Annotated in this window: 21 protein-coding genes; 11 read left to right on the top strand and 10 right to left on the bottom strand. The window is 48.0% G+C overall.

Annotation, left to right across the window (positions count from 1 at the left end; translation table 11 throughout):
* Positions 1 to 40: 40 nt before the first annotated feature.
* The gene (nudC, locus tag N774_RS0114915) at positions 41 to 898 is read right to left on the bottom strand and encodes an NAD(+) diphosphatase (protein ID WP_024862005.1); all 858 of its coding nucleotides are present in this window, start codon (positions 896 to 898) and stop codon (positions 41 to 43) included.
* Between the two features lie 246 nt (positions 899 to 1,144).
* Between nudC and N774_RS17650 the strand changes: the two genes are divergently transcribed.
* A complete protein-coding gene (locus N774_RS17650; protein ID WP_024862004.1) occupies positions 1,145 to 2,833 on the top strand; it encodes a putative bifunctional diguanylate cyclase/phosphodiesterase in 1,689 nt (562 codons plus the stop codon).
* Between the two features lie 17 nt (positions 2,834 to 2,850).
* On the opposite strand, the gene N774_RS0114905 is transcribed toward N774_RS17650, so the two are convergent.
* From N774_RS0114905 to N774_RS0114895, 3 genes are all read right to left on the bottom strand, one after another.
* Positions 2,851 to 3,579 carry a prolipoprotein diacylglyceryl transferase family protein gene (locus N774_RS0114905; RefSeq protein WP_024862003.1) on the bottom strand — a complete coding sequence of 243 codons (729 nt, stop codon included), beginning with the start codon at positions 3,577 to 3,579 and terminating at the stop codon, positions 2,851 to 2,853.
* 20 nt (positions 3,580 to 3,599) lie between these two features.
* A complete protein-coding gene (locus N774_RS0114900) occupies positions 3,600 to 4,175 on the bottom strand; it encodes a hypothetical protein (RefSeq protein WP_024862002.1) in 576 nt (191 codons plus the stop codon).
* 159 nt (positions 4,176 to 4,334) lie between these two features.
* Entirely contained in the window at positions 4,335 to 6,923 is a 2,589-nt protein-coding gene (locus tag N774_RS0114895) for a glycoside hydrolase family 9 protein (RefSeq protein ID WP_024862001.1), read from the bottom strand.
* 435 nt (positions 6,924 to 7,358) lie between these two features.
* Here N774_RS0114895 and N774_RS0114890 point away from each other — a divergent pair, with 435 nt between their 5' ends.
* The 4 genes from N774_RS0114890 (at position 7,359) to N774_RS0114875 (ending at position 11,956) form a co-directional block, all read left to right on the top strand.
* Entirely contained in the window at positions 7,359 to 8,735 is a 1,377-nt protein-coding gene (locus tag N774_RS0114890; protein ID WP_024862000.1) for a hypothetical protein, read from the top strand.
* A 140-nt stretch (positions 8,736 to 8,875) separates the two neighbouring features.
* Positions 8,876 to 11,224, top strand: coding sequence for a ferrous iron transport protein B (gene feoB / locus N774_RS0114885; protein ID WP_024861999.1), 2,349 nt, complete (start codon positions 8,876 to 8,878; stop codon positions 11,222 to 11,224).
* Complete coding sequence (locus N774_RS19290) at positions 11,224 to 11,376, top strand: FeoB-associated Cys-rich membrane protein (protein ID WP_155250417.1); 153 nt, start codon at positions 11,224 to 11,226, stop codon at positions 11,374 to 11,376. The genes feoB and N774_RS19290 overlap by 1 nt, the downstream gene beginning before the upstream one ends.
* A 1-nt stretch (position 11,377) precedes the next feature.
* Entirely contained in the window at positions 11,378 to 11,956 is a 579-nt protein-coding gene (locus N774_RS0114875; RefSeq protein ID WP_024861998.1) for a hypothetical protein, read from the top strand.
* A 539-nt stretch (positions 11,957 to 12,495) separates the two neighbouring features.
* Here N774_RS0114875 and N774_RS0114870 read toward each other — a convergent pair.
* Positions 12,496 to 14,166, bottom strand: coding sequence for a MutS-related protein (locus tag N774_RS0114870; protein ID WP_024861997.1), 1,671 nt, complete (start codon positions 14,164 to 14,166; stop codon positions 12,496 to 12,498).
* 191 nt (positions 14,167 to 14,357) lie between these two features.
* On the opposite strand from N774_RS0114870, the gene N774_RS0114865 reads away from it, so the two are divergent.
* Complete coding sequence (locus tag N774_RS0114865; RefSeq protein ID WP_024861996.1) at positions 14,358 to 15,536, top strand: iron-containing alcohol dehydrogenase; 1,179 nt, start codon at positions 14,358 to 14,360, stop codon at positions 15,534 to 15,536.
* Positions 15,537 to 15,546: 10 nt separating this feature from the next.
* Positions 15,547 to 16,557 (top strand): SDR family oxidoreductase, encoded by a 1,011-nt coding sequence (locus N774_RS0114860; protein WP_024861995.1) that lies wholly within the window; start codon positions 15,547 to 15,549, stop codon positions 16,555 to 16,557.
* Between the two features lie 44 nt (positions 16,558 to 16,601).
* On the opposite strand, the gene N774_RS19525 is transcribed toward N774_RS0114860, so the two are convergent.
* The gene (locus tag N774_RS19525) at positions 16,602 to 16,772 is read right to left on the bottom strand and encodes a hypothetical protein (protein WP_196231564.1); all 171 of its coding nucleotides are present in this window, start codon (positions 16,770 to 16,772) and stop codon (positions 16,602 to 16,604) included.
* Positions 16,765 to 17,229: a GNAT family N-acetyltransferase gene (locus N774_RS0114850; protein ID WP_024861994.1), complete on the bottom strand. Its 465-nt coding sequence runs from the start codon at positions 17,227 to 17,229 to the stop codon at positions 16,765 to 16,767. The genes N774_RS19525 and N774_RS0114850 overlap by 8 nt, the downstream gene beginning before the upstream one ends.
* A gap of 600 nt (positions 17,230 to 17,829) precedes the next feature.
* Here N774_RS0114850 and N774_RS0114845 point away from each other — a divergent pair.
* The 4 genes from N774_RS0114845 to N774_RS0114830 all read left to right on the top strand — a co-directional run bounded on the left by N774_RS0114845 (position 17,830) and on the right by N774_RS0114830 (position 21,381).
* Positions 17,830 to 18,831 (top strand): ABC transporter ATP-binding protein, encoded by a 1,002-nt coding sequence (locus N774_RS0114845; RefSeq protein ID WP_051463406.1) that lies wholly within the window; start codon positions 17,830 to 17,832, stop codon positions 18,829 to 18,831.
* Entirely contained in the window at positions 18,828 to 19,631 is an 804-nt protein-coding gene (locus N774_RS0114840) for an ABC transporter permease (protein ID WP_024861992.1), read from the top strand. Before N774_RS0114845 ends, N774_RS0114840 begins: the two co-directional genes overlap by 4 nt.
* 6 nt (positions 19,632 to 19,637) lie before the next feature.
* Positions 19,638 to 20,441, top strand: a complete 804-nt coding sequence (locus tag N774_RS0114835) for an ABC transporter permease (RefSeq protein WP_024861991.1) — start codon at positions 19,638 to 19,640, stop codon at positions 20,439 to 20,441.
* A 130-nt stretch (positions 20,442 to 20,571) separates the two neighbouring features.
* Positions 20,572 to 21,381, top strand: coding sequence for a hypothetical protein (locus tag N774_RS0114830; RefSeq protein WP_024861990.1), 810 nt, complete (start codon positions 20,572 to 20,574; stop codon positions 21,379 to 21,381).
* 167 nt (positions 21,382 to 21,548) lie between these two features.
* On the opposite strand, the gene N774_RS0114825 is transcribed toward N774_RS0114830, so the two are convergent.
* Genes N774_RS0114825 through N774_RS19005 form a run of 3 tightly spaced genes read right to left on the bottom strand, consistent with a single transcriptional unit; the run spans position 21,549 to position 25,110 of the window.
* The gene (locus N774_RS0114825; protein ID WP_024861989.1) at positions 21,549 to 23,000 is read right to left on the bottom strand and encodes an ABC transporter ATP-binding protein; all 1,452 of its coding nucleotides are present in this window, start codon (positions 22,998 to 23,000) and stop codon (positions 21,549 to 21,551) included.
* Entirely contained in the window at positions 22,997 to 23,731 is a 735-nt protein-coding gene (locus tag N774_RS0114820) for an energy-coupling factor transporter transmembrane component T (protein WP_037280335.1), read from the bottom strand. The genes N774_RS0114825 and N774_RS0114820 overlap by 4 nt, the downstream gene beginning before the upstream one ends.
* Positions 23,731 to 25,110 (bottom strand): MptD family putative ECF transporter S component, encoded by a 1,380-nt coding sequence (locus N774_RS19005; RefSeq protein ID WP_024861987.1) that lies wholly within the window; start codon positions 25,108 to 25,110, stop codon positions 23,731 to 23,733. Before N774_RS19005 ends, N774_RS0114820 begins: the two co-directional genes overlap by 1 nt.
* Between the last annotated feature and the right edge of the window lie 208 nt (positions 25,111 to 25,318).

The following is a 25,318-nucleotide window of genomic DNA, read 5'->3' as shown; positions in this document are numbered from 1 at the left end:
TTTTATATGTCCAGTTAAATTTATGTGAATATTGCAAAAGCTACTTGCCGAGCACTCCACGTCCCTTGCTCTTGAAAAGCTTCATCATCTCATTGGTAAGGCTGTGGTCGTAGGGCTGGAGCACTATCTCCTCCCTGCCGAGCCATTCTGCGTATTTCAGCTCGTTTTCGTCCATATGTATGGTACTGTCACCGTCAGCCTCACAGAAAAAGCCTGCAAGGATATTGGCGGCAATGCCCCACGGCTGAGACTTGTAATAGCGGATATTCTTTACTTTTATGCCTGTTTCCTCCATGACCTCACGGGAGACCGTTGCTTCAAAGGACTCTCCTATCTCCGTAAAGCCTGCCACCAGCGCATTGTGGGCAAAGCCTGTTCTGTAGCGGGTTATGAGCAGCTTATCGCCGCTGACCACTCCCACTATCACCGCAGGGTCAATCCTCGGGTAGAACTTTTTGCCGCATTTCGGGCAGACCATGGCTCTCTCGCTGCTGTCGTGACTATTTTCCGCGCCGCAGCGTCCGCAGAAACGGCTGCCGATATACCACTCCGCAAGATGATGTGCAGTAACTGCCGCAAACAGATACTTCTGCGGCTGCGGGTCGGTGCTGCGTATCTTCCTGATACTGCCGAATGTGTACTTTTCGGGGAGCTCAGGACCTTCACCGCTGTCTGTCAGCAGCAGAAAGAAGGCTTCTCCCTCCACCTCAAAAAGATATATCAGCTTTTCCGCATACGTCTCGGGGAGCTCCCTAACCTGCGGAAAGGCAATGGCATTGTTTTCAACACTGCACGCCATTTCGCCTTCCCTGTATACTATTACCCTGTCGGAAGCCGCAGGCTCCCTGCGCAGCGCAAATTCGTTCCTGAAAACGTTTTCTCCTATATCCTGTATCATATGGTACCTCTTTTCCTGTTATATTCTATTATACTAACATATATTGCCGCAAAAATCAATGCCAAATGCTTAATATCCGACAACAGGCTTTGCCGCAGTATGCTTCTCGTTAAATATGTACTTTAATCTAAAAAGAATTTTCAAACTATCTGTGCAAAACTTCAAAATTCACTTGAATTAGCTGTTGATTTATGTTATAATGTATTTAATAATAGGGGAATCCATACGTAAAATGGAGAGATTGTTATGACTAATGAAAGAGCTTTTGAATTTTATAGATTGTTTGAAGAGCTGATAAGCAACATGACCAAGGGTGCAGTCTACAACGAAGACGAAATAATAGCGTCTGTTGCCAAGCTATGCGTATTCTTCAAACTGACTAAGGTCACATCGGAGTTTTACCTCAATGGAGATGACGAGAAAAAAGGCATCGGCGATATCAAGGTAGGCTATGATAACGGCAAAAAAGGCGTATTGTACCGAACCGAGCGTGTAGTTGCAAAGTCAGCGGTAGTCATCAATACATCTGCTTACAGAGAGCCCGATGAAGATCCTCTTGACACCGAAGAAGAAGAAAAGCTCAGTACGGCAATGAGAGCTGTCCTCAGCTTTATCAGCCGTCACAGAATGGAAGGCGTAGTCGAGAAATTCATATTCTTTGACAATGTGGGCTATCCAAACGTCCGTTCATTCATGCGGTATATCGAGATGCTCAATAAAAAGAACGCTCTTGGCGGCAATGCAGCCGTATATTTCAATCTCCGCCATCTGACCCTCATTAACCGCGATATTGGCAGAGAAGCAGGAGATGTGGCTATTTACAACTTTATCAGGATACTAAAGGAGATCGTCGGCGAAAAGGGCATTATATGCCGAATAGGCGGAGATAATTTCACAGGTATCTTCGATGACTGTCTCCTTGACGAGATCTTAAGTGTTCTCAAAGGTACTCCTGTCATTTATGATAACAGTACGGGCAAGCGCATCCTGCTGTCAGCCAGCGTAGGCGTTTTCCGCATACCTAACGGTTTCAGATGCGACGCCCCGGGCGATATTATGGACAGAATACTTCCCGCCTGTCAGACTGCAAAGCTGGGCGGCAAGGACAGCATTATTTTCTTTGATGACAAAATGGAAGTCGGCAGAGAAAAGCGCATGCATATCCAGAAGCTCTTCCCACAGGCGCTGAAACGCAAGGAATTCAAGGTATTCTATCAGCCCAAGATCGATATCGCCACAGGCAAGCTGGTGGGTGCAGAGGCTCTTTGCCGCTGGATAAAGGACGGCAGTATCGTTCCGCCCTTAGATTTCATACCAATACTGGAGCAGAATACCGACATCTGTCAGCTGGACTTCTATATGCTGGAGACAGTGTGCAGTGATATACGCCGCTGGCTGGACGAGGGCAGCAATGTTGTGCGTATCTCTGTTAACTTCTCACGAAAGCACATGATGGACATTGACCTCCTCGAACACATTATCGGGATCATAAACAATTACAATGTACCTCATGAATATATCGAAATAGAGCTTACGGAAACCACCACCGACGTGGAGTTCCGTGACTTGAAGCGTGTAGTAAGCGGTCTTAAAAAGGAGGGCATATTCACCTCTATCGACGATTTCGGAATGGGCTTCTCTTCACTCAATCTTCTCAGAGACATTCCGTGGAGCGTCCTGAAGGTAGACAAGAGCTTCCTCCCTGTTGACGACGATACGAGCACCACAAGAGCTGTGACCTTCAAGCACGTTGTTGCCATGGCAAATGACCTGGGTCTTGAATGTGTTGCAGAGGGTGTCGAGACCCAGAATCAGGTCAAGGTGCTCAGGGATAACCGATGTATGTACGCTCAGGGCTTCCTGTTCGACAAGCCGCTCCCACTGGAGGATTTTGAAGAGCGATTAAGAAACGGTCATTACGATGTAGAGGCTTAAACATAAAAAAGCGGAGCTTATTGCTCCGCTTTTCTTATGCCGACGCAGGTCGGCTTTTTTCTTTTTATTATAAGGAAAACTATAAACACTGCCATTATCAGAAAGCACAGTATCTGGTTCAGGGACACGAGCTTGCCGATATGGGACTCTCGCGTAAAATCAAGAAGTCCTTTTGCTGCCGCAGAAGCTATGAAGACCATATTCACAGCATATCTGCTGCCCTTTGCGAACATCAGCATGCCTGCTGCAAATATCAGGAAGAATACCACTGTCTCGGAGAGCTGAACAGGAAAAACGCTGCCTGTCTCAGTTACCTTGCCTGTATATTCCACGCAGAACGGTCCGCTGTAGGGTACGCCGTGACAGCAGCCCGCCAGAAAACAGCCCACCTTGGATACGCTGTACATCAGCGGCAGTACCAGCGTGCAGTTCTCAAACATTACCACCGACTTCTCCCTGTCGCCGATTATCAGCGCAAGAGTGAGCACACTGCCGTACATGCCTGCAAGTCCGCCCATAGACGATAAGCCGAACTCCTTGCCTCCTGACGCTGCGTAGGTGAGCAGAAGTCCGAAAAACAGGCTCATGAATGGCGAGAGCAGCGCAACAAAGCCTGCTGTTCTCTTTTCAATGCCCCGCTTTGTATTCATTATGTACTGCATAGCTATGCCAAGTGCGCAGGACAGAACTATCATTACCACATAGGGCGGTATGAGCTTATAGCTCGTATCTATATGTATAGTCACGCTTCATCAGCTCCTTATCATCAGCCGGGGATACTATGACAGCAGGATTCGCAGTCGTTCATCATCTGGTTGCATATAATGGCAATAAGCACCATGACCGCTATAGTAAGAAGTATCACCAGTATGGACAGAACTATATAAACTATGCAGAGTACCTTTCCGAACTGGCTGTACGGATACTTCACCCTTACAATTATCATCAGGATAATAGCCGCTATGAAGAAAGCTCCGCCCACAAGCACAGTCGCCAGCAGCGTGGCAGGCACTGCGGAAGCCATAAGTCCTATGGACACAAAACAAAGTACATTTGCCGTATTGTCCCCGTAATACTTCTGATTATAGGGTGAAGCCGCATTAAAATTCATAATGTACCCTGCATTTGCATCATTGATGGCAACATCTCCGAACTGTGCAGAGTATGATATAAAATTGTACTCCGCCATATTCACAGGTCTGAACCAGCGCCCCTCCTTGTTCCTCCTGAAGCCCCGCTTCATAAGGGTATCATCGTCGGTATCAGCAGGCGCAAAGAGTACGGGATCGCCTTTATAGCCTTCAAATGTACAGTTTCTGACTTCATAAAAATGAACTACCATATATCTCACTCCCCTTAGAGTTTAATTCCGTGATTATATTATATGACATTTTCCGACTGATTTCAAGATGACATTTATAACTTTTCGGGTGACAATTGTCACTGAAATAAAAAACAGACAGCCATAAGCTGTCTGTTTCCCAAGTGATCATTATGATTATTATGAAAGCTTGCTGATTATATTGAGCAGATATCTCTGTATTTCAAGAGCGTCTGCTGTTGTCATGCCGTTGCCTCTTTCGCTGACATCTGCATTTACAGTGCCCTGCTCGGTGATACGGTGCTCGTCGGTACCGTTGATATCGAACTTGTTCGGATTTGCAAGAGCCTGCATGATGAGGACTACGTCTGACATATCAACTGCGCCGTCGCAGTTTGCATCGCCTGCAAGAGTTACGGTCTTGTCAGACTGAGTTGTAGTCGTTGTGCTCTCTGTAGTCACAGCTGTTGTAGTAGAAGTTGCTGTTGTCTCGGAAGATGTAGCTGTGCTTGTTGCAGTTGTGGTAGTATCAGTTGCAGTTGTAGTTGTAGTAGTTGTTGTTGTAGAAGTTGTGGTAGTTGTTGTCACATCGGGCTGTGAGCTCTCTGTCTTTTCTGTGAGAGAAAGGAGATATGTAAGAGGAGAATTCCAGTAGATAGTTATCTCGTTTGTGGAATAGCTCTCGGAGTTGTCAACGTAGCGCTTTGCGCTGGGCTGATCCTGACAGTAAGCCTTTGCTGCGCTGTCCTCAAGGCTCTGGTCAACACCGCCGACCAGCATGCCCTTCATAGCCTTGCCCGCTGCCATTGACGGACGGTGGTGCGGGTGCTCGGGAGATACTGTGCCGTAGCCTGTTACGAAGCAGGTAGCCACAGGGTTTGTGCCCAGGAGGTAGTCAAGCTGTGCGTTTGCGCCGTCGGTATAGCTGCTGTCGCCTGTGAGCTTGCTTGCAAGTGCCATGATTATGCCTTTGTTTGCGATAGTCATGTTGCTGCCCCAGTCGTACTTTGTGATAGCAACGCCGTAAGGTGATGACTTGGATGTGCTGAGAAGGCTCTTTGCCTGTGATGTTACAGCGTCGGCAGCCTTCTGATATGCTGTAGAGCTCTTGTCTGCGTTCTTCATGGTAAGGAGGGCAATATTGCCGTAGTCTCCCACAACAGACCAGTCAAGACCTGTCTTTACGGAGCTGACAGCGCTAAGATACTTCTCGTCCCCTGTTGCGCGGTACATCTGAGCAGCAGCCCAGTAGCGCTCATCGGAGTCGTCCTTGGTGAAGTCAGCGTAATCGCCTGTAACGATGTCCTCGGGATTTACGAGAACGTAATTTTTGTTCTTTTCAAGCCATGCCCATGACTTCTCTGCTGCGTCCATGCACTTCTTGGCGAAGTCCTTGTCGTACTTCTCGTAGAACTCGGCTGCGAGAGCCATTGAAGCACAGAAATCAGCTGTAGCTGTGGAGCTAACGGGAGTTACGAAGAGCTCTCCTGTCTCCTTGGTAGGAGCTACATATCCGGGGAAGGTCTTGCAGGAGACCTTGTGGTAAGCGCCGCCGTCAGCAGCCTGCATCTTCATCATCCATTCAAGCTCGAAGCGAGCCTCGTCCAGTATATCGGGAGTACCGTTGCCGCTCTCGGGGATACCGATGTTGTCGCCGAAGAGCTCGGGAGCTGTATCGTAAGCGTAGATAAGGTCTGCAACAGCCTTTGCAGCGGGAACTACGTATCTGCCGTAGTCGCCTGCGTCGTGCCAGCCGCCGCTTACATCTATCTTTTCGTTTGTGCCGTAGATTGTTGCCATTGATGTGTGGCATGCATCGTGACCGAAGTCCTTGTCCTCTACCTTGACGCCGCAGCGCTGTAAATAAAGCATTCTAACGCTGTCGTCGATGAGGTTTGAGTAGACCTTGTCGCCTATCTCGAATGTATAGGAGTTGTCCAGACCCTCGCAGGTGATGTAGTACTTGCCTGCTTCCTTTACGGAGCTGAAATCGCCTGTCCAGTTCGTCTCGTCTGCGCTCTTGTTGTCGGTCTTGTTTTCAAGCTTGCCTGTGTAAACAGCTTCCTTTGTGGCAGCGTTCACTACCTTGAACTCTGTCTGGCTTGTAACATCGCGGAATACAGCTACCTTTCTACTGTCAGGTCTGTAGCCCACCTGATCGATGTTTATAGACGGAGCATAGGGACGGCTGGAAGCGTAGTCCACCTTGCTGTCGTCAACAAGTTCAAGTGATACGTTATCGATATATATAGTATGCTCGGGAAGAGCCCCCTCGTACTTCTCCTGTATACCGCAGTTGAATACAAGCTTAGCCATGATATCTGTATCGTCTTCCATGGTGAACTCATAATCAACCGACTGAGGTGTGGAGGTGAGCTTTAAGCCCTTCCATGTGTATGCTCTGTAGTCACCGCCGTTCATCTGTATCATGCCCTCGATAAAACGGTCTGTGGAACATGAAATGTCGTACTTCAAGCGGTAAACGCCGTTCTTGTAGAGCGGTACAACGTCGTAGTATACCTGTACGGCGTAGTTTACCTCGCCCACATTTGATACTGTAAGAGCAAGCTGGCCATTCTTTGTGCCGAGAGAGCACTTTCCGCCGCTCTCCTTGTAGGTGCCCCAGCCCGAAACGCCCGACTCAAATGTGGAATTGCTTATAAGATTTCCCGCAGCCATAGCAGGTGCGCTGACAGCAGGTGCGGATGCTGCCATAACGGTGCAGGCTGCAAGAACAGCCGCACAGCGCTTGATAGAATTTTTCTTCATGATATGATTCCCTCTCATTTTGTGTTGACGCCGAATAACATAATGTGCTGACGATAACGATCATTACAGTGCAGATACGGCATTGAAATGCCGTTATATGATCATTATATGCCGCTATATTATGCGGTTTCGGCTTTGCGGTTTCTTTTTTACAACTATATTTTAGCAGAACGTACAGAAGTATGCAATAACATTTCGCGCTTGTTATATAACGTTTTGTGCAAATATGAGCAGTACCGTTTCAGCAGCCTTTGCATGCCCTGTATTTCACATCAGCAACTGCTGCTGATCGTCCGCAGAACGCTTCACCGAAATCTTTTCAATAAAACGCCGTACATTGTCGAAAAATTAATATATATTGACGATTGACGTCATTATTATTATTTGATATAATATTAAAGGATTTAAAAATCCGTATTTATGGAGGTATGAGAAATGAAGAAAAGCATTATGAAAGCAATGGCTGTTCTGCCACTTGCCGCTGTTCTGGTAAGCTGCGGAAGAGCTACCATCGACCCTAACGATTACCTTGAAGTAAAGTACGACGGTCTGGATACCGCTGCAAGAGCAAGCTTCACAGTTGACTATGAGCAGATGGTAAAGGACAATCTCAAGGCATTCGGCATCAAGGACGAGGACGACGATCACGATATCGAAAGAGCCGCATCAAAGCTCCAGAAGTACCTCGGCGGTGAACTTGACAAGACCAAACAGCTCTCAAACGGCGATACCATTACATTTGAGTGGGACGACGACAAGGTGGAGAAGCTTGAAAAGAAATACAAGATCAAGCTCAAGGTCGAGGATAAGTCAATTATCGTAAAAGATCTTGAAGAAGCTAAGGAGTTCGACCCGTTTGAGTACATAACTCTTGAATATTCGGGTGTAGGTCCCGATGCATACGCTAAGATAAAGGTGGACAGCGACTTCCCTGTAAGCTATAATTACTTCAAGGTGACTCCGTCATCAGGTCTCAGCAACGGAGACAAGGTAAAGGTAACATTCGGAAGCAGCAGCAGTGACACTGATTACATCAAGGAAGAGTGCTTTGAGGAGGGCTACCTGCCGACTTTATTTGAAAAGGAATTCAAGGTAGACGGCGTTCAGTCCTACATCTCAAAGATAGACGACGTGGAGAAGGCTTCCTACGACAGAATGGACAAGTACGCACGCAGCGAGTTCGACAAGCTCGTTAAGACATGGGAGAAGAAAAAGCTCCAGGATATCGAGCTGGTAGGCGTTAACCTCTACACTCCAAAGGATAAGAACGCTTACTGGGGCAAGAACGCGCTCTGCTTTGTATATAAGGTAACTACCAACAAGCCCGAGGGCTTCAAGGACGACAAGGAAGAGGAAAAGGCTACTGAGGCAGCTACCGAGGCTGAAACAGAGGCCGCTACAGAAGCAGCTGCCGAGGCTGAGACTACCGCTGCAAAGGCAGAGGAAGCTGCCAAGGCTGAGGACGCAAAGACAACAACTACCACAGCAAAGGACGACAAGAAGTCCGAGACTACAACAACTACCGCAAAGGCTGACGACAAGAAGGACGACAAAAAGACTGACAAGGATACCTATGAGTACTACTACTTCACTTCTTTCGTAAACGTTCTTACTCCCGATAACAAGGATAAGGATTATCCTGCAAGCAATGTCCAGAAGCCCGAGTACTTCAATTTCTTCGGAGTTTCAGGCGACGCATTCGTTAAGGGCAACGTTCTCTTCGAGGGCTTTGAGACTCTCGACGACCTCAACAAGGCTATGGAGAGCAAGTATCCAAGCAGCAAGTGCGAGACAAATATAAAGAAGAAATAAACTGTAAAAGCTCCGTCTATACGGAGCTTTTTTGTTCAAAATGCAGAACTTAGCGTTTTTGCGGTGTTCTTATTGACAGCCGATTTGATGATATGTTAGAATTGATTTGAGTAAACTAACAAATGGATAAAGGTGAGATCATGTCAACGTTAAGAGAAGCTAAGATCGGTCAGACCGTCAAGGTCGTTAAGCTGGGCGGCGACGGAGCGCTCCGTCAGCATTTTCTGGATATGGGTATAATCCCCGAAACAGAACTGACCCTTGTTAAATACGCCCCTATGGGCGACCCTTTGGAGCTGAGGCTCCACGGCTATGAGCTTACGCTGCGGCTTGCAGACGCAGAGCAGATCGTAGTGACCGCAGTGGACAGCAAAAGCGACGTCAGCGTCAAAAAGAATGAGAAGAAAAAGATAGCCCACCCGGGCCTCGGTGAGGGCGGCAAGTTCCACGCCAAGGGAGACGGCGATCCCCTCCCAGAGGGTACGAAGCTGAGATTCGCTCTTGTAGGCAATCAGAACTGCGGAAAGACTACCCTGTTCAACAGGCTCACAGGCTCAAAGCAGCACGTTGGAAACTTCCCCGGTGTTACCGTGGACAGAAAGGACGGAGCTATCAAGGAGCACCCCGACACCATAATCACAGACCTTCCCGGTATCTACTCAATGTCGCCATACACAAGCGAGGAGATCGTTTCCAGAAATTTCGTCCTCGAAGAAAAGCCCCACGCTATAATCAATATCGTTGACGTTACAAATATCGAGCGAAATCTCTACCTCACCATGCAGCTCATCGAAATGAATATCCCCATGGTCGTTGCCCTGAATATGATGGACGAGCTTTCCTCAAACGGCGGCGGTATCGACGTAAACCGCATGGAGCACCTCCTCGGCGTTCCTGTAGTTCCTATTTCGGCTGCTAAAAATGAGGGTATCGAGGAGCTTGTGGAGCACGCCGTTCACGTTGCCAAGTATCAGGAGCGCCCCGTGGAGACAGACTTCTGCGGAAAAACCAAGAACGGCGGTGCAGTTCACCGCTGTATTCACGGTATATGCCACCTCATAGAGGACCACGTAGAAACAGCGGGACTGCCGCTGCGCTTTGCAGCCTGCAAGGTAATCGAGAACGACAGCCTTATCATTTCTCAGCTTTCCCTTGACAAGAACGAGGAGGAAATGCTTGACCACATCGTTATGCAGCTTGAAAAGGAGCGGGGTCTGGACAGAAGTGCGGCTATTGCCGATATGCGTTTCTCGTTCATACAGAAGCTGGTCGAGGAAGCCGTCACAAAGCCTACGGAGAGCAAGGAGCATATCCGCAGCCGCCGCATTGACAGCGTTCTCACTGGAAAATACACGGCTATCCCCGCCTTTGTCCTTATCATGGGTCTGGTCTTCTGGCTCACCTTCAACGTCATAGGCGCATGGATGCAGGGACTTATGGAAAGCGGCATAGACAAACTCACAGAGGTCACGGACAAGGCTCTCATACACGCTCACGTAAATGATACTATCCACAGCCTTATCATTGACGGCATATTCGCAGGTGTGGGAAGCGTTCTCAGCTTCCTGCCCATAATCGTAACCCTGTTCTTCTTCCTGTCAATGCTTGAAGACAGCGGCTACATCGCAAGAGTTGCGTTCTTCATGGACAAGCTCCTGCGTAAGATAGGTCTTTCGGGACGAAGCATAGTGCCTATGCTCATAGGCTTCGGCTGCTCGGTACCTGCGGTCATGGCAACAAGAACTCTCCCCAGTGAGCGTGACCGAAAGATGACCATACTCCTGACGCCGTTCATGAGCTGTACCGCGAAGCTTCCCATTTATGCATTCTTCGTAAACGCTTTCTTCCCGAAAAAAGGCGGTCTCATAATGGTGGGACTGTATCTTCTCGGTATAATAATAGGCATACTTGCCGCATATTTCTACAAAACTTTCCTTTTCCGCGGCGAAGCTGTCCCCTTTGTTATGGAGCTTCCAAATTACCGTCTCCCGGGAGCAAGAAATGTAGCTCAGCTCCTGTGGGAAAAGGCAAAGGACTTCTTACAGAGAGCATTTACGGTTATACTTATCGCCACCATATGCGTATGGTTCCTGCAAAACTTCGACCTGAAGCTGAATATCGTCAGCGACGCTGAGGACAGTATCCTTGCCAAGATAGCAAGCCTGTTCACTCCCGTAATGAAGCCCGTAGGGCTGGGAGACTGGCGTGTGATAGTTTCTCTGGTAAGCGGCTTCATGGCTAAGGAGAGCGTGGTATCCACTCTGGAGATACTCTACAGCAGCGGCGTATCAGCTTCCATGTCATCACTTTCTGCTGCTTCCCTGCTGGTATTCTCACTGCTGTATACACCCTGCGTTGCAGCAATAGCCGCAGTCAAAAGAGAGCTGGGCAAAAAATGGGCGCTTACAGTAGTGGTATGGCAGTGCGTTATCGCATGGGCTGCCGCACTTATAGTCAGACTTATATGTATTGCGTTAGGAGTGGGCTGATGAATACAATAGATATTATCCTTATTGCAGTTATAGCAGCCGCATTCATTGCCGCTGTGGCAGTCTGCATACGGAACAAGAAACAGGGCAAGGGCTGCGGGGGCTGCTGCGGAGACTGCTCAGCCTGCTGCAGGGATATGCAGCAAAAATAAAATGAAAGCAAGCGTAATATTTACGGGAGCGCTTCTTGCTGCGGCTGTACTCACGGGCTGTTCCGACAACAACAGCTATGAGGTCAGCTCCGCGGAAACGACTGCCATAATAACCACAGAAGCAACAACCGCCGTGGAGACTACGGCAGCTCCCACAACAGAAGCAGTAACAGAGCCGACGACCGTATCAGAATCGCTGCTGAGCTCAGCTGAGGATATAGGGCTCCGCGACGTTGACGGAAACGGGCAGAATTATGAATTCACATACGACGAAAGGCAGTTCAGTGCTCTCTATGAGCCTGACAACTGGCACATCAACGACTCATATCTTATCGAGGACAGAGCCGACCTTTTCATAATATGTCAGGCGCTCATTGATGTTCACCCTGTTCACAGCGCCGATATGACGGGCTGGCGGACTGCAGAGGATATGGCTCACGAATGGGAGAAGCACAATCAGGCGTATTACCTGCTGCCTGACAGCTCCGAGTGGAAGAGCAGCGCCAAGAACGTTGACCTCGACTCAAAGGACGAGGGCAAAAGCGCCTTTGACCTTTTCATGGACAGGATAAGAGAATAAAAGCGAGGGCGTGGTAAAACCACGCCCTTTAAAAATTACGAAATAACTTGCTGAACATATGAACGGGATTCCAAAGGGACTGTGTTCCTTTGGCAGAGTCCAGAGGCGGCGCCTCTGGTCGCTGTTCACAGCTTTCAGAGAACAGCGAAATATTCCGAAGGCGCTCCGCAAGGGTGAATTAAAAAAACAGTCCAGTGGACTGTTTTTTTAAGAGGGACGCCCTGCAAGAGAGGGCGTCCCTTAATGGGACGTCGAGGACGCCGTCCCCTACATATTGTGTTTTTACGGGACGCCGAGAGCGGCGTCCCCTACACAATTGCATTGATACATCATCATAATTTTGTAACACGTCATACACGGGCGGCGGAACGCCGCCCCTACACATGTTTTTGTCATAACCGAATTGTCAGGCATACACGGGCGCTCGAAAAGCGCCCCTACAGAGCTAACGGCTAATGGCTAAGGGCTAACAGCTTTCGGGCGGATAATATCCGCCCCTACTACTCTCTACTTTCTACTCACTACTAACTACTCACTGATCAAGGTCTGTTATCCATGAGCTGCTCAAAGGTTATGCCGTACTTATAGGCTATCTCATGGGCATAGCTCTTGCCGTCGGGAGCCTTGTAGCTTATCTTGTAGGACCGCTTGCCGCCCTCGTTTTCCATGACAACGCTGACAGCCTTGCATATTGCTCCCTCTGCCTTGCTGAATTTGTCCGTATCCTCGGCAAGCTCGTGCATATGGGTATTGAAGAACGTCCTCGCTCCTATACAGCACAGATACCTCAGAACGTCCTCGGCTATATACACGGACTCGCTGTGGCTGGTAGTTGCAAAGGACTCATTGAACAGCAGCAGACTGCTGCCTGTTGCCACTTTGCATATCTCGTTGAATCGCTCCGCTTCCTCCCCAAGACGTCCCAGAGACACGGTGCGCTCCTCCTCAACCGGGAAATGAGTGTATATGCCGTCACAGATACGTATCCTTGCAGAAGCGGCAGGCACAAAAACTCCGCTCTGATACAGGAAAAATGCCAGTCCCACGCCCTGAGTGAATATGGTCTTTCCGCCTCGGTTGGGACCTGTGAGTATATTGACCGTCTTTTCCCTCGTGAATTCAAGGTCGTTGCAGACTATCTCCTCTTCAACAGTTCCGTTTCCGCGGCAAATGGCAAGCTTCACGTTGTAGAAGTCCCTGAGTACAGTATCACCGTCAGAGCTCTCTCCCATGCAGCAGGGTACTCCCGAGGCTGTAAGCTGCTTTTCAAGCTCGATGAAGCGGAGATAAAACAGCAGCTCGTCCGCAAGTCCTGCAAGAGCATAGCCGCTCACGTCAACATATTTGTGGAGGACGCGCCTGAGCTTTGCAGTCGTAGAGGGCAGCATGCGCTCGATAATGCTGTTGAGGTTGTTCATAAGAGGATTCGCAGAGGGCTGTCTTGCAGCTCCGCGGTATTTCCTCTCAAACTTATTGAGACTTTCGTTCATATTGTCCTCCGGCATTTCCATTGAAAAAGCCATAAGGTCCTCGTCGTTCACATGATCCTTCCTGTGGTATTTCAGGAAGCGCTTCAGCATGCTCTGCTCCTCGAACCAGAACCTGTTGAGAGCGATTATGCCTGTCTCGGCAGGGTAGAAATTCTCATCAAGGTTCACGCCGATAGTTATGCTCCTCACATGGCGGACGTCCTCGCTTATCAGTTCGATATCCTTTGCAAGCTCCTCAAAGCCGCTGTTATTGTAGATATCCCCCACGAATGCCGCGAATTTCTTCATTCCCTCCGAGGTGAACTCCCGCCCCTCAATGGCATTATTCAGTTCAATGACGGAGCTGATATAATTCTCAAGATATTTCAGCTTTGAGATGAGCTCCCAGATAGTCGCGCCCTTTTCCAAGCGCTTCTGACCGTCCTGAGTAAAAAAGCGCATACCCTCAAATATATCGTAAAGCTTTTCGCAGAGCTCCGTATCGTCTCTGAGCTCCCTGTAGACCTCCCTGCGGTATCTGATCGTCTTCTCATCTGTGGGCATATCAAGAAGTAGCCTGCTTATGACCTGCTTCTCAGTGGAATTGCGCGAAATGCTTTCAACAATGAAATCTACGGACAGGTCGTTGGCTGTATCATCGCTGAGCCTGTGATAGCTGCCGCTTTTATCGGGAGCAAGAAGGCTGAATCCGCTTAGTTCGTTAGCTGTATGCTCGGACATGATCTTCTCCTTTCGTTTTACTTATAACGCAACAAATTATATCTCAAATTATAACATAAAAACAATATTTTTGCAAGTTTTGCCTAATAACTAAGCAAAAACTTACTTGTAAGAGCTGTCCGTTTATGGTATAATTATCATGACATTAAAACTGTTTCGCAAAACTATACTATCTATACGGGAGGTAAACAATGGATAATTTCAACTTTTACAGTCCTACCGAATTTGTTTTCGGCAGAGACAGGGAAAACGAATGTGGAGAATACGTGAAAAAATACGGCGGAAGCAAGGTGCTTCTCCACTACGGCGGCGGCTCAGCCGAAAGGTCGGGGCTTCTGGGCAGAGTAAGAGATTCTCTTAACAGGAGCGGCGTTAGCTTCGTTGAGCTGGGCGGCGTTCAGCCCAATCCAAGGGATACTCTGGTATACAAGGGCATCGACCTCTGCCGCAGCGAGGGTGTGGACTTCATACTCGCAGTAGGCGGCGGCTCGTCTATCGACTCAGCCAAGGCTATTGCCGCAGGTGTGCCCTATGACGGCGATTTCTGGGACTTCTACAGCGGCAGTCATATCGAAAAGGCTCTGCCCGTAGGCGTTGTCCTCACTATCGCAGCCGCAGGCAGCGAGGGCTCGGGAGACTCCGTTATAACCAAAGAGGACGGCATGCTGAAAAGAGGTGCAGGCTCTGACGCACTGAGACCAAGATTCTCCGTGCTCAATCCCGCACTCACACAGACTCTTCCTGCATATCAGACAGCCTGCGGTGCTACGGACATCATGGCGCACGTTTTTGAAAGATACTTCACCAACACCAAGGAAGTGGAGATAACCGACCGTCTCTGCGAGGCTGTGCTGCTGACAATGGTCAAGGAAACTCCCCGTGTTATCGCAGCCCCCGATAACTATGAGGCAAGAGCCAATATAATGTGGGCAGGAATGGTGGCTCACAATAATATCGTCGGCGTGGGACGTCAGCAGGACTGGAACAGCCACGGCATCGAGCATGAGCTCTCCGCGCTGTATGACTGCGCTCACGGTGCTGGTCTTGCAGTTATCATGCCATCGTGGATGGAGTTCGTATACAAGCACAATGTTATGCGCTTCTGTCAGATGGCGACAAGAGTATTTGGCTGTCAGATGGATTACGAAAATCCCGAAGCAACTGCTCTCGAGGGTATACGCCGTTTCAGAAGCTTCCTCCACAGTATCGGTATGCCTATAAACTTTGCAGAGCTGGGCGCTAAGGAAGAGGATATCCCTGCTCTCGTTGATAAGTTCGGTATCGGCAGCGGCAGAACAGGCGGCTTTGTGGCACTGTCCGCTGAGGACGTCACCGAGATATATAAGATAGCCGCAAGGGCAAGTCTCTGAGGTAGCTGCTATGAAAATACTATTCATAGGCGGAACGGGCACTATCAGCATGGCGATAACACGTCTCCTTGCTCAGCAGGGACATGAGCTCTGGCTGCTGAACCGCGGAAACAGGAACTCCGACCTGCCTGAAAATGTCCGTACTATCATCGCCGATATCTCTGACGAGGAGGAGACCGCAAAGAAACTGGAGGGTATGTCCTTTGACTGCGTCGGCGAGTTCATAGGCTTCGTGCCGTCGCAGCTGGAGCGGGACTTCCGCCTGTTCAGCGGCAAGACCAAGCAGTTCATATACATCAGCTCCGCTTCTGCATATCAGAAGCCACCGACAGGCTATGTCATAACCGAGGATACTCCCCTTGACAATCCCTACTGGGAGTACTCCCGCAACAAAAAAGCCTGCGAGGAATACCTCATGGAGCGTTACAAAAAAGACGGCTTCCCTGTTACTATTGTTCGTCCAAGTCATACCTACGACGAGAGAAGCGTACCGCTCGGAGTTCACGGCAAGGGCGGCAGCTGGCAGGTGGTCAAGCGCATAAAGGAGGGCAAGCCCGTCATTATCCACGGCGACGGAAGCTCCCTGTGGACTATCACCCACAACAGCGACTTCGCAAAGGCTTATGTGGGACTTATTGGCAATCCCAAGGCTATCGGCGAGGCATTCCACATAACCTCCGACGAAAGCGTCAGCTGGAACGAGATATACAAGGCTATCGCAGACGCTCTCGGTACCGAGCTGAAGCCCTGCTATGTTTCGTCACGCACTCTTGCGGATATGAGCGATTATGACTTCGTGGGAAGTCTTATCGGCGACAAGGCTAATTCCGTGGTGTTCGACAACTCCAAGGTAAAGGCGCTGGTGCCTGATTTCAAGGCAGAGGTCTCCGTAAAAGAGGGTATCCGCCGCACTGTGGAGTACATACTAGCTCACCCCGAATATCAGAATGACGACGAGGAGTTCGACCTGTGGTGCGACAAGGTCATTGCCGCTGTAGAAAAAATGGAAAAGGATTTCTGATAAAAAATATAAGGCTGCATAACACCCTGTTATGCAGCCTTTTCTCATTCATCCCAGTCATCTTTCTGATGCTTGGGCTTGCGCTTGTACACCTTTTTGCTTTCGGGAACCACCTTTGTGACAGGGTCTATGCCGTTCCAGTCACGGCGCTTTTCGCCGTTTATCTTCTTCTGTTCCTTTTTGCTCATTTTGTCGTATGGCACGAATTTATCCATTGTTATCTCTCCTTTCACACGATATGACCAGCAGCTGTTCAGTCTCGCCATATATGGTCTCATAGTCCCCCATGGAGACAAAGCCGAATTTCTCATACAGCCCCTTTTCGCCGCTCATGATGTATACCTTGTTATATCCGATGCTTTTGGCATATCCAAGGGCTGCTTCTATCAGCTTCTGCGATATTCTTTTGCCGCGGTGAGCTTCGTCAACGAATACAAATCCTATCAGCGGCGTATACGGATATTTCGGCAAAAGCTGGTCCTTTTCGGTGAGTGTGCAGAATCCTACAGGGCTTCCGTCCTCAAAGGCTGCAAAGACCCGCTCCCGGTCCGCAAAGGCGTCACCGCCCATGAGCCTTGCAAGCTCTTTTCCTGCCCTCCATGAGCAGTTTTCCGCAAACTCCGCCGCAGCTTCCCATTTCTCATGTTCAGCTGTCATTATACTTATTTCCATTTTTTTCCTTTCCGCCTGCAACAAAAAAGCGCTCCCGCAGAACGCAGGAGCGCATAATATCCACCGTTATTCAAAATGCTCGGTAAAGCTTTATACGGCTGTGCAGGCAAACTCCATGCTTTGTTTATTCGTTTTTTCCATTGAACTGTAATATGCTTTTTTCATTGAGTTCACCTTCCTTCCGGTTAATATGTGCCTATTATACATTGATTTTTTTCATTTGTCAAGCACTTTTTTGATTCAAATGTAAAAACTCATCAGACTGCTCATATAATATTTTATCTGAAATAGCGTCATTTTTTTCCACAATGTGTGTATAATCAGAAGCATATCACCGAAGTAAAAAAACGCCCTTGACAAATTAAAAATTGTAATGTATAATGTTTTCATATTAACTGAAAGGAAGGTGAACTTCATGAGAACAACTTATACACGACCTTATCACAGATCATATTACAACAAAATATCACATAGCAAGGAGTTTGCCTGCATAGCCGTATAAGAGCTTTTTTCAGCATTATATAACGGTGTACGTTCTGCACTCCTGCATTCGGTAGGAGTGCTTTTTTTATTGCAGGCAAAAAGAAAAGGGAGGTAAATATGTCAGCTATTATCGAGATCAAAAATGTCAGCAAGGAGTTCAAAGTGCTCAATCGGCGAGAGGGACTCAAGGGCAGTCTGAAAGATCTGTTTTCGCGGGACTACAAGACTGTACGCGCTGTTGACAATATATCAATGAACATTCAGCAGGGCGAGATCGTGGGATATCTCGGTCCTAACGGCGCCGGAAAATCCACTACTATCAAAATGATGACAGGCGTTCTGGAACCCACATCGGGAGAGATACTTGTAGGCGGCAATGTCCCCTATAAAAACCGAACCAAAAACGCTCAGGAAATAGGCGTAGTATTCGGTCAGCGCTCACAGCTGTGGTGGGCTCTGCCCCTTGTGGAGTCCTTCAAGATACTTAAAGATATCTACCAGATACCCGACGAGAAGTACGAGAGCATAATAAAGCTTTACCGCTCACTGGTGGACATCGAGCCCCTGCTCCACAAGCCTGTCCGTCAGATGTCTCTGGGACAGCGTACTCTCAGCGATATCCTCGCAGCATTTCTCCACGACCCTAAGATAGTCTTCCTTGACGAGCCTACTATCGGTCTTGATGTTGCCATGAAATCAAGGATTCGTACTCTTATCCACGCTCTCAACAAGGAGAGGAACACAACTGTTATCCTGACCACTCACGATATGGGCGACGTTGACGCGCTCTGCAAGAGGATAGTCATTATCGACAAGGGCAAGATGCTCTACGACAACGATATCGAGCACCTCAAGGGCTTTTTCGGCTCATACCGCACATTGAAGCTGCGTATGGACGGTGACCTGAAAGAGCAGGCAAAGCTGGTGCAAAAGGAGCTGCCTGAGTTTTCCGTATCAGCCGACGATGAGTGGATATCAGTTCTCGTTGACGAGGAAAAAGCCAAGATCATGGACGTTCTCGGCAAGCTCCAGCACTCCTATAACATAAAGGATATGCAGCTTGAAGAAATATCCACCGAGGAGGTCATCAAGAAGATATACGAGGAGGGTGTGCAATGAAGCTGAAAAAATATCTCACTCTCACTCGTGCAGGAATTATTGAGGCATTGCAGTTCCGACTGTCATTCGTGGTAATGGTCATCGGCAATATGCTTTACCTCATAGTGGTGTACTTTCTCTGGAAAGCCATATACGCTTCCGCAGGAACAGACGTGGTAAACGGCATGACCTTTACTGACACCCTCATATACCTTGTACTGGCAACTGCACTGTTCAATTTTATGGAGATGTATACCGTCTGGGAGATAGGACGAAATATCCAGTCAGGCAAGATAGTCCTTGACCTGCTGAAGCCAATGGAGTACCGAAAGTACCTGTTCTGGTCGTACTCGGGCTCATTCGTCACACAGTTCTTCCTGACGTTCCTGCCCACATTCATAGCCGTGGCTGTCGTTACTCACGGAGCCATACCAATGGGCATAAATCTGCTGTACTTCGTTATTTCCGTAGTTATGGCGGTATCCATCAACTACAGCATAGACTTCATCGTGGGTACTATATGTCTCTACACCGAGTCGATATGGGGCATAAACATCATGAAGCAGGTGGTAGTACTCCTGCTTTCGGGTGCGACAATTCCTATTGCATTCTTCCCCGATACCCTCAGAACTGTGGTGAGCTACCTGCCCTTCCAGTCAATATACAACGCACCGCTGTCACTTCTGCTGAACGGTTCTCCCGATGCCGAGACTGTTATCAAAGCTCTCGGAACTCAGCTCATATGGTGCATAGTAATGATGACCATCAGCAAGGTGTTCTGGAAAACGTCCCTGCGGCAGATAACTGTGAACGGAGGCTGATGACATATGAAAAGAAAAGGTTTAGGCTTCTACGCCAAGATATACTGCAAGATACTTGCTCAGGACCTGAAAAGCAAAATGAGCTACCGCGCAGACTTCATCATCTCCACTATCGGAATGATATGCACCAATATCGCAGGCTTTATCAGCTTCTGGATACTGTTCAGGAATTTCCCGTCAATTAACGGCTGGGGCTACTACGAGATGCTGTTCCTTTACGGCTTCTCGCTGATATCCCTTACTCCCGTACAGTGCTTCTTCGACAACAACTGGAGCCTCCGACAGAACGTTTACACAGGCGATTTCATAAAATACTGCTTCCGCCCAATCAATACTTTCTTCTATTATCAGTCGGAGGTATTCGACATAAAGGGTCTGGGACAGCTGGCATTCGGTCTGGTGATGCTTATCTATTCATGGGTAAAGATAGGTCTGGGCTTCACACCGCTCATGCTGTTGAAAACCATAGTGTTCCTTATAACGGCTTCACTTATAATGATAGCCCTGCAAAACGCTGCTGCAGCTACCTGCTTCTGGATACAGAACTCATTCTATGTTCTCGACCTTGCGTTCCGCTTCAAGGATTACGCAAAATATCCTATCACCATATTCAGTCCCGTATTCAGATTCATCTTCACATTCCTCATGCCTATCGCATTTATCGCATACTACCCCAGTCTTGTGATACTGCGTCCCGACAAGGTACCCATACTGTCATGGCTCTCACCTGTTATCGGCATCGCATTCTTCTGGCTCAGCTACAGGATATGGATGCACGGTGCAAAGAATTACAGCGGCACAGGTTCATAAACATCAAAACGGATATCCGTCATCAGGTACGGGTATCCGTTTTCGTTTATATAGGTGGTTTTCCTTGACATTTCATATAAGCAGTGATATAATAAGGTGTCAAATTTTTCAGACATAAAGGAGAGATCATATGAAGGATCAAAGCGTTAAAAAGAAAAAGAAATGGCCAAAGGTGCTGCTGATAATATTTCTGCTGATAGCAGCTCTTGCAGGCTTCGTCGCATTCAATGCTTCACAGAACATGAAGGTGATGAACTCGACATACAACTCAGGCATGAAAACTCTGTCTGACTGTGCAGGGATAGCTCCTGTTGATGCAGGGGAATTCTCACAGATAAAGATGTACGGATTTATGAAGTTCGATGTTTCGCAGTACGAAATAAATGACACGGGAAATCTTTCGGTCATGAAGGTGAATATGGGCTTCATGCAGATGATATCATTCGTTATCACGCCCTACGATAAGAATATGCCGCTGATGTCCATGGATTTCATGTATATCATGGGCAAGCGCAAGGCTTATGTGGAATTCTACGACCTTGCTGCCGACAAGACTTCTGACGATTATATCAGCGTCCTCGACAAGATCAGAGAGTTTGAAAGAAAGTACAGCAGCCTTGAAGATATATCCACCGATCCCGCATGGTACGACGACCTGATGACAATTGCCCTCCACAAGGCAGGCAAGCGTCCCGACGACGATGAGCAGATAGAGGAAATGTTCTGCGACGCTATACGCTGCTATATGGAAAAAGCAAATGAGCTTGATAAGCTCTCCGACGAGGAAAAGGCTGTAAAGCGCGAGATCACTCAGAAGTACTCCGACAACCTTATCTCAAAGGGCGGAGTTTCCACAGACGTGTTCAAAAAGGCTCTGGGCGAGGACAAGACAAAGGAATTCTTTGACAAGGTATTCTTCGGAACAGAAAGCTATAAATAACTAAAAGCCACAAAAAAAGAATGTCGAATAAAGGTTTATGATAACTTATAAGGCTGCGTAACTGAAGTTACGCAGCCTTTTTCTTTTTACGCTGAAAGCAATGATAAGAGCTCGCAGCAGATGCTGACTGTATATTAATCACGGTGCATACATCTGCCCTGTATGCTTCATTTGCCAAGGGGACAGTTTTTCACAGCACAGCCGTTTTCAAGTCTGACGATATGGTCGCAGCATGAAAGGATAAATTCATTATCGTGGGTAACAACAATGGCTGTCCTGCCCATATCCTTCAGCTTTTTCAGCTGATCTGCCACCTGCTCCATATGGGCAAGGTCGAGCCCGCTTGTAGGTTCGTCCAGAATGATAACAGGCTTGCTTGATGCGATACCAGATGCTATGGCAGTGCGCTGCTTCTGTCCTCCCGAAAGTGCCATAGGGTGCCTATCGGCGTACTCCGCAAGGTCAAGCTGCAGAAGTATTTCATCAGCCCTCTTTCTCTTCTGCTCATCGGTAAGGGACTTGTCCGTCATACTCAGAATTACCTCTTCGTGGACGCTCTCCGTAAAAAGCTGGTGGTTCACGTCCTGCATTATCATATAGCAGGTATGCAGGCGGTCTTTTGCTTTCAGCCTTTTGCCGCTGAGTTTCATGACGCCCTTGCACCTGCGTTCAAGTCCGCATATATTTCTTATAAGTGTGCTTTTGCCTGCACCGTTCTGACCTGTTATCGCAATGATACTATTCATCGGCAATTCCAGCCGCTGTATATTGATACCGTGTTTGCCGTCCTTATAGGTAAAAATAAAATCTTCAAGTATCAGCACATCGCCCTGCGCAGCTGCATTATCCTCAGAATACCCTATATCGGGGAGAGTCATCGGACGTATGCCCATTCTTTCCGTATCGGCATTTGTGAGTTTTTTTATCTTTTCGGAAGCCAGTTCCTTTATGATCTTTCCGTTTTCAAGTATCACCATTCTGTCTGCCAGCTCACGCAGAAAATACAGCCGATGCTCGGCTATCACTATGGTTTTGCCCTGTGATTTCCAAGCTGCAATGATGTCTCGCAGCTCGTCGATAGCCTCAAGGTCGAGGTTCGATGTAGGCTCATCAAGCACGATCAGCTCAGGCTGCATTGCTGAAACCCCCGCACAGGCGATCTTCTGCTTTTCGCCGCCTGACAGATTGAATATACTGCGGTTTTGCAATTTTTCAATGCGCATATCTGTGACAGTATTTTCTATGCGCTTTTGTATTTCTGTTTCGGAAAGTCCCATGTTCTCACAGCCGAATGCAATTTCCGCTGTCGTGTCCACACAGAAGAACTGACTGCGGGGATTCTGGAATACACTGCCGACTGTGCCTGCAAGGTCTTCTATTGACGTATCACGGATATTTCTGCCGAGTACTGTGATGTCCCCCTGCAAATCACCTTCATAATAATGAGGGATAAGTCCGTTCAGCAAACGGGTTATCGTGGTCTTTCCGCAGCCCGATGCGCCGCAGAGCAGTACACATTCGCCCTTTTTGATTTTCATATTCAGACTATGCAATGCACCCTCATCAGAGTTCCCGTAGCGGAATGAAACATTATTCAGTTCAGCCGCAAATTCTTTCATTTTATCACTCCGATCATTCCGAGGACCCACAGCACATAAAGTGAAGCTGCAAGAAAAATTACCGCCGTATCCTGTAAATAGAATCCTATCTTACATATATTTGTGCGTTTCACGCTGACTCCAAGACCTCTTGTAAGAGCTGCCGCTGAAAGCTCACTGCCGATATTGACCGAGCATACCATTAAGGGAACGAGCCTGTATTCAAAGAGCTTTCCTGCATTATTGCCGCCGATACGGATATCCCGCATTTTCATGGCAGTATTGATCGCAGCAAATTCCTCCAGAACTGTCGGGAAGAAACGGAACATGACCGAAAGCGGTATGGTCATCTGCTGCGGAACGTGCATACGGTGCATTGCGGCTATGAATTCACTTACCGTCGTGGAGGAGAGCATATATGCTCCCATAATAAGCGACGGCATAAGACGAACAAAGATCATACAGCAAAGTCCCAGGATACTGAGTGCGGCACCTGTCAGGTTTGGTATCAGCAGAAGCTCGGCAGCCTTTAAAACAGCATAGAGCAAACCAAACAGAACTGCCTTTTTCCATTGCTTCGCTGTGAAAAGCAAAACTATCGGCAGCATACTTATTATGATCGTCCCGATCTGAACTGCCTGTATATCGCTGCCTGTTCCCCCAAGTGCAAAAACTACCAGTGTCAGCATAAGGGCAAGCTTCGTTCGCGGGTCAAGTACAAGTCCTCTGTTTTCAATATCAGCTGTAAACATCAGAGCCTCCAAGAAGCCGCTTCACGTCGGCTTTCCACAAATGTACGGTAGATGCCGTCCTGTGTCATAAGCGAATCGTGGGTACCCTGCTGTGCGATCCTGCCGTTTTCGATAACAAGTATCTGATCGGCATGACGGACGGTTTTAAGTCTGTGTGCTATCATAATAATAGTCTTTTCCTTTGTGAGGGCTTCAATGGCTTTCATCAGCTCCGCTTCGTTTTCGGGATCCACATTTGCTGTTGCCTCGTCAAGAACGATCACAGGTGAGTCATTCATAATTGCACGGGCTATGGAAATACGCTGTTTCTCACCGCCCGAAAGACTTGCACCGCCCTCACCGATGACTGTATCATAACCGTCGGGCAGCTGCATGATAAAATCATGACAGCAAGCCTTTTTCGCAGCTTCAATGACCTTTTCCATAGGTGCATCGGGCTGACCGAACCGAATGTTATTTGCTATGGTATCCGCAAACAGGTACACGCTCTGGAACACGAAGCTGAAATTCCGCATAAGTGAATCCATGCTGTATTCGCGGACACCTCTGCCGTCAAGAGTGACCTTTCCCTCGTCAACGTCCCAGAAACGGGAGATAAGAGAGGTCAGCGTGGTCTTTCCGCCCCCTGAGGGTCCTACAAGGGCAGTTGTTGTGTGTTCGGGAATACTCAGCGAAATGCCGTCGATTATTCTTTTCTGCTCATAGGCAAAGCTGATATTTTCAGCCGAGATATCGCAGTGCTCGGGAACGATATCCTCTCCCGAAATATCCATTTGCGGTGTACTGAAAACATCCTGTGCCTGCCCCACGCAAACATCTACCGTTCTGAGCAGCGCCGAATACTTGCCCGCATTGTCAAGCTGTGCATATATCAGGTATGAGCTGATTATCATGATTATGAATGTTACGGGACACATCCATGTCGGCATAAGCTTTGTCACGGTGTCGATATAGTCCTGACCGTAATTCTGACGGCTCGACCAGTATGTATCAGCTGCAAAGAACAGCGGCAGGAAGTTCGCTGCCACCCACAGACTGAATACTCCATTTGTGATAACCGCCTTTGCCGCACTTTTATAATTGCCGCTTTTGTATACAAGCTCCGCAAGCAGTCCGCTGAAAACCGACACAACAAGGGGCGGCCAGCTCATACCTGTGAGCAGCATCATAATTCCCATGATGATGCTCATTATCCAGATCATGCCGAATTTTTTGACTCTGGTCAGAAACAGCATGAACGGTATCCCCGCGATCATGGGGACCAGAACTGCCAGTAATGGCAGGAATATCGGTATCATTCCGAGCATCGCAATGATAAACACAATAACAAAATAAATAGCCGAAAAAATACCGATGTTGATGAGATCTTTGCCTTTCATAATAGCCTCCATTAGGTTAGATTATACTAACCACGATTCAAAATAATAAGTTCCTTTTCGGAACCGTTTTGTATTATATCATAAAAGCGAAGCGTTATGATATAATCGTCCGATTGCAGGGAGCAAATCTCTGATTTGCGTATCTGCAAGGACATTAAAATAAAATTTGATGAATGCAGCGCATTCATTATATCATATATTCAAGCGG

This window comes from Ruminococcus flavefaciens AE3010, assembly GCF_000526795.1.
Classification (GTDB): Bacteria; Bacillota; Clostridia; order Oscillospirales; family Ruminococcaceae; genus Ruminococcus; species Ruminococcus flavefaciens_D.
The sequence above is the reverse complement of the archived record's forward strand: the minus strand, read 5'-3'. Positions and strand labels throughout refer to the sequence as shown.

What these genes read in the sequence shown, in the direction of transcription:
- N774_RS0114830 (WP_024861990.1), top strand. Translation starts at nt 20,572, where the DNA reads ATGAAGGATCAAAGCGTTAAAAAGAAAAAGAAATGGCCAAAGGTGCTG.
- N774_RS19005 (WP_024861987.1), bottom strand. Translation starts at nt 25,110, where the DNA reads ATGAAAGGCAAAGATCTCATCAACATCGGTATTTTTTCGGCTATTTAT.
- N774_RS0114825 (WP_024861989.1), bottom strand. Translation starts at nt 23,000, where the DNA reads ATGAAAGAATTTGCGGCTGAACTGAATAATGTTTCATTCCGCTACGGG.
- nudC (WP_024862005.1), bottom strand. Translation starts at nt 898, where the DNA reads ATGATACAGGATATAGGAGAAAACGTTTTCAGGAACGAATTTGCGCTG.
- N774_RS0114850 (WP_024861994.1), bottom strand. Translation starts at nt 17,229, where the DNA reads ATGGAAATAAGTATAATGACAGCTGAACATGAGAAATGGGAAGCTGCG.
- N774_RS0114835 (WP_024861991.1), top strand. Translation starts at nt 19,638, where the DNA reads ATGAAAAGAAAAGGTTTAGGCTTCTACGCCAAGATATACTGCAAGATA.
- N774_RS0114820 (WP_037280335.1), bottom strand. Translation starts at nt 23,731, where the DNA reads ATGTTTACAGCTGATATTGAAAACAGAGGACTTGTACTTGACCCGCGA.
- N774_RS0114845 (WP_051463406.1), top strand. Translation starts at nt 17,830, where the DNA reads ATGTCAGCTATTATCGAGATCAAAAATGTCAGCAAGGAGTTCAAAGTG.
- N774_RS0114895 (WP_024862001.1), bottom strand. Translation starts at nt 6,923, where the DNA reads ATGAAGAAAAATTCTATCAAGCGCTGTGCGGCTGTTCTTGCAGCCTGC.
- N774_RS17650 (WP_024862004.1), top strand. Translation starts at nt 1,145, where the DNA reads ATGACTAATGAAAGAGCTTTTGAATTTTATAGATTGTTTGAAGAGCTG.
- N774_RS0114860 (WP_024861995.1), top strand. Translation starts at nt 15,547, where the DNA reads ATGAAAATACTATTCATAGGCGGAACGGGCACTATCAGCATGGCGATA.
- N774_RS19525 (WP_196231564.1), bottom strand. Translation starts at nt 16,772, where the DNA reads ATGGATAAATTCGTGCCATACGACAAAATGAGCAAAAAGGAACAGAAG.
- N774_RS0114840 (WP_024861992.1), top strand. Translation starts at nt 18,828, where the DNA reads ATGAAGCTGAAAAAATATCTCACTCTCACTCGTGCAGGAATTATTGAG.
- N774_RS0114875 (WP_024861998.1), top strand. Translation starts at nt 11,378, where the DNA reads ATGAAAGCAAGCGTAATATTTACGGGAGCGCTTCTTGCTGCGGCTGTA.
- N774_RS0114900 (WP_024862002.1), bottom strand. Translation starts at nt 4,175, where the DNA reads ATGGTAGTTCATTTTTATGAAGTCAGAAACTGTACATTTGAAGGCTAT.
- feoB (WP_024861999.1), top strand. Translation starts at nt 8,876, where the DNA reads ATGTCAACGTTAAGAGAAGCTAAGATCGGTCAGACCGTCAAGGTCGTT.
- N774_RS0114865 (WP_024861996.1), top strand. Translation starts at nt 14,358, where the DNA reads ATGGATAATTTCAACTTTTACAGTCCTACCGAATTTGTTTTCGGCAGA.
- N774_RS19290 (WP_155250417.1), top strand. Translation starts at nt 11,224, where the DNA reads ATGAATACAATAGATATTATCCTTATTGCAGTTATAGCAGCCGCATTC.
- N774_RS0114890 (WP_024862000.1), top strand. Translation starts at nt 7,359, where the DNA reads ATGAAGAAAAGCATTATGAAAGCAATGGCTGTTCTGCCACTTGCCGCT.
- N774_RS0114870 (WP_024861997.1), bottom strand. Translation starts at nt 14,166, where the DNA reads ATGTCCGAGCATACAGCTAACGAACTAAGCGGATTCAGCCTTCTTGCT.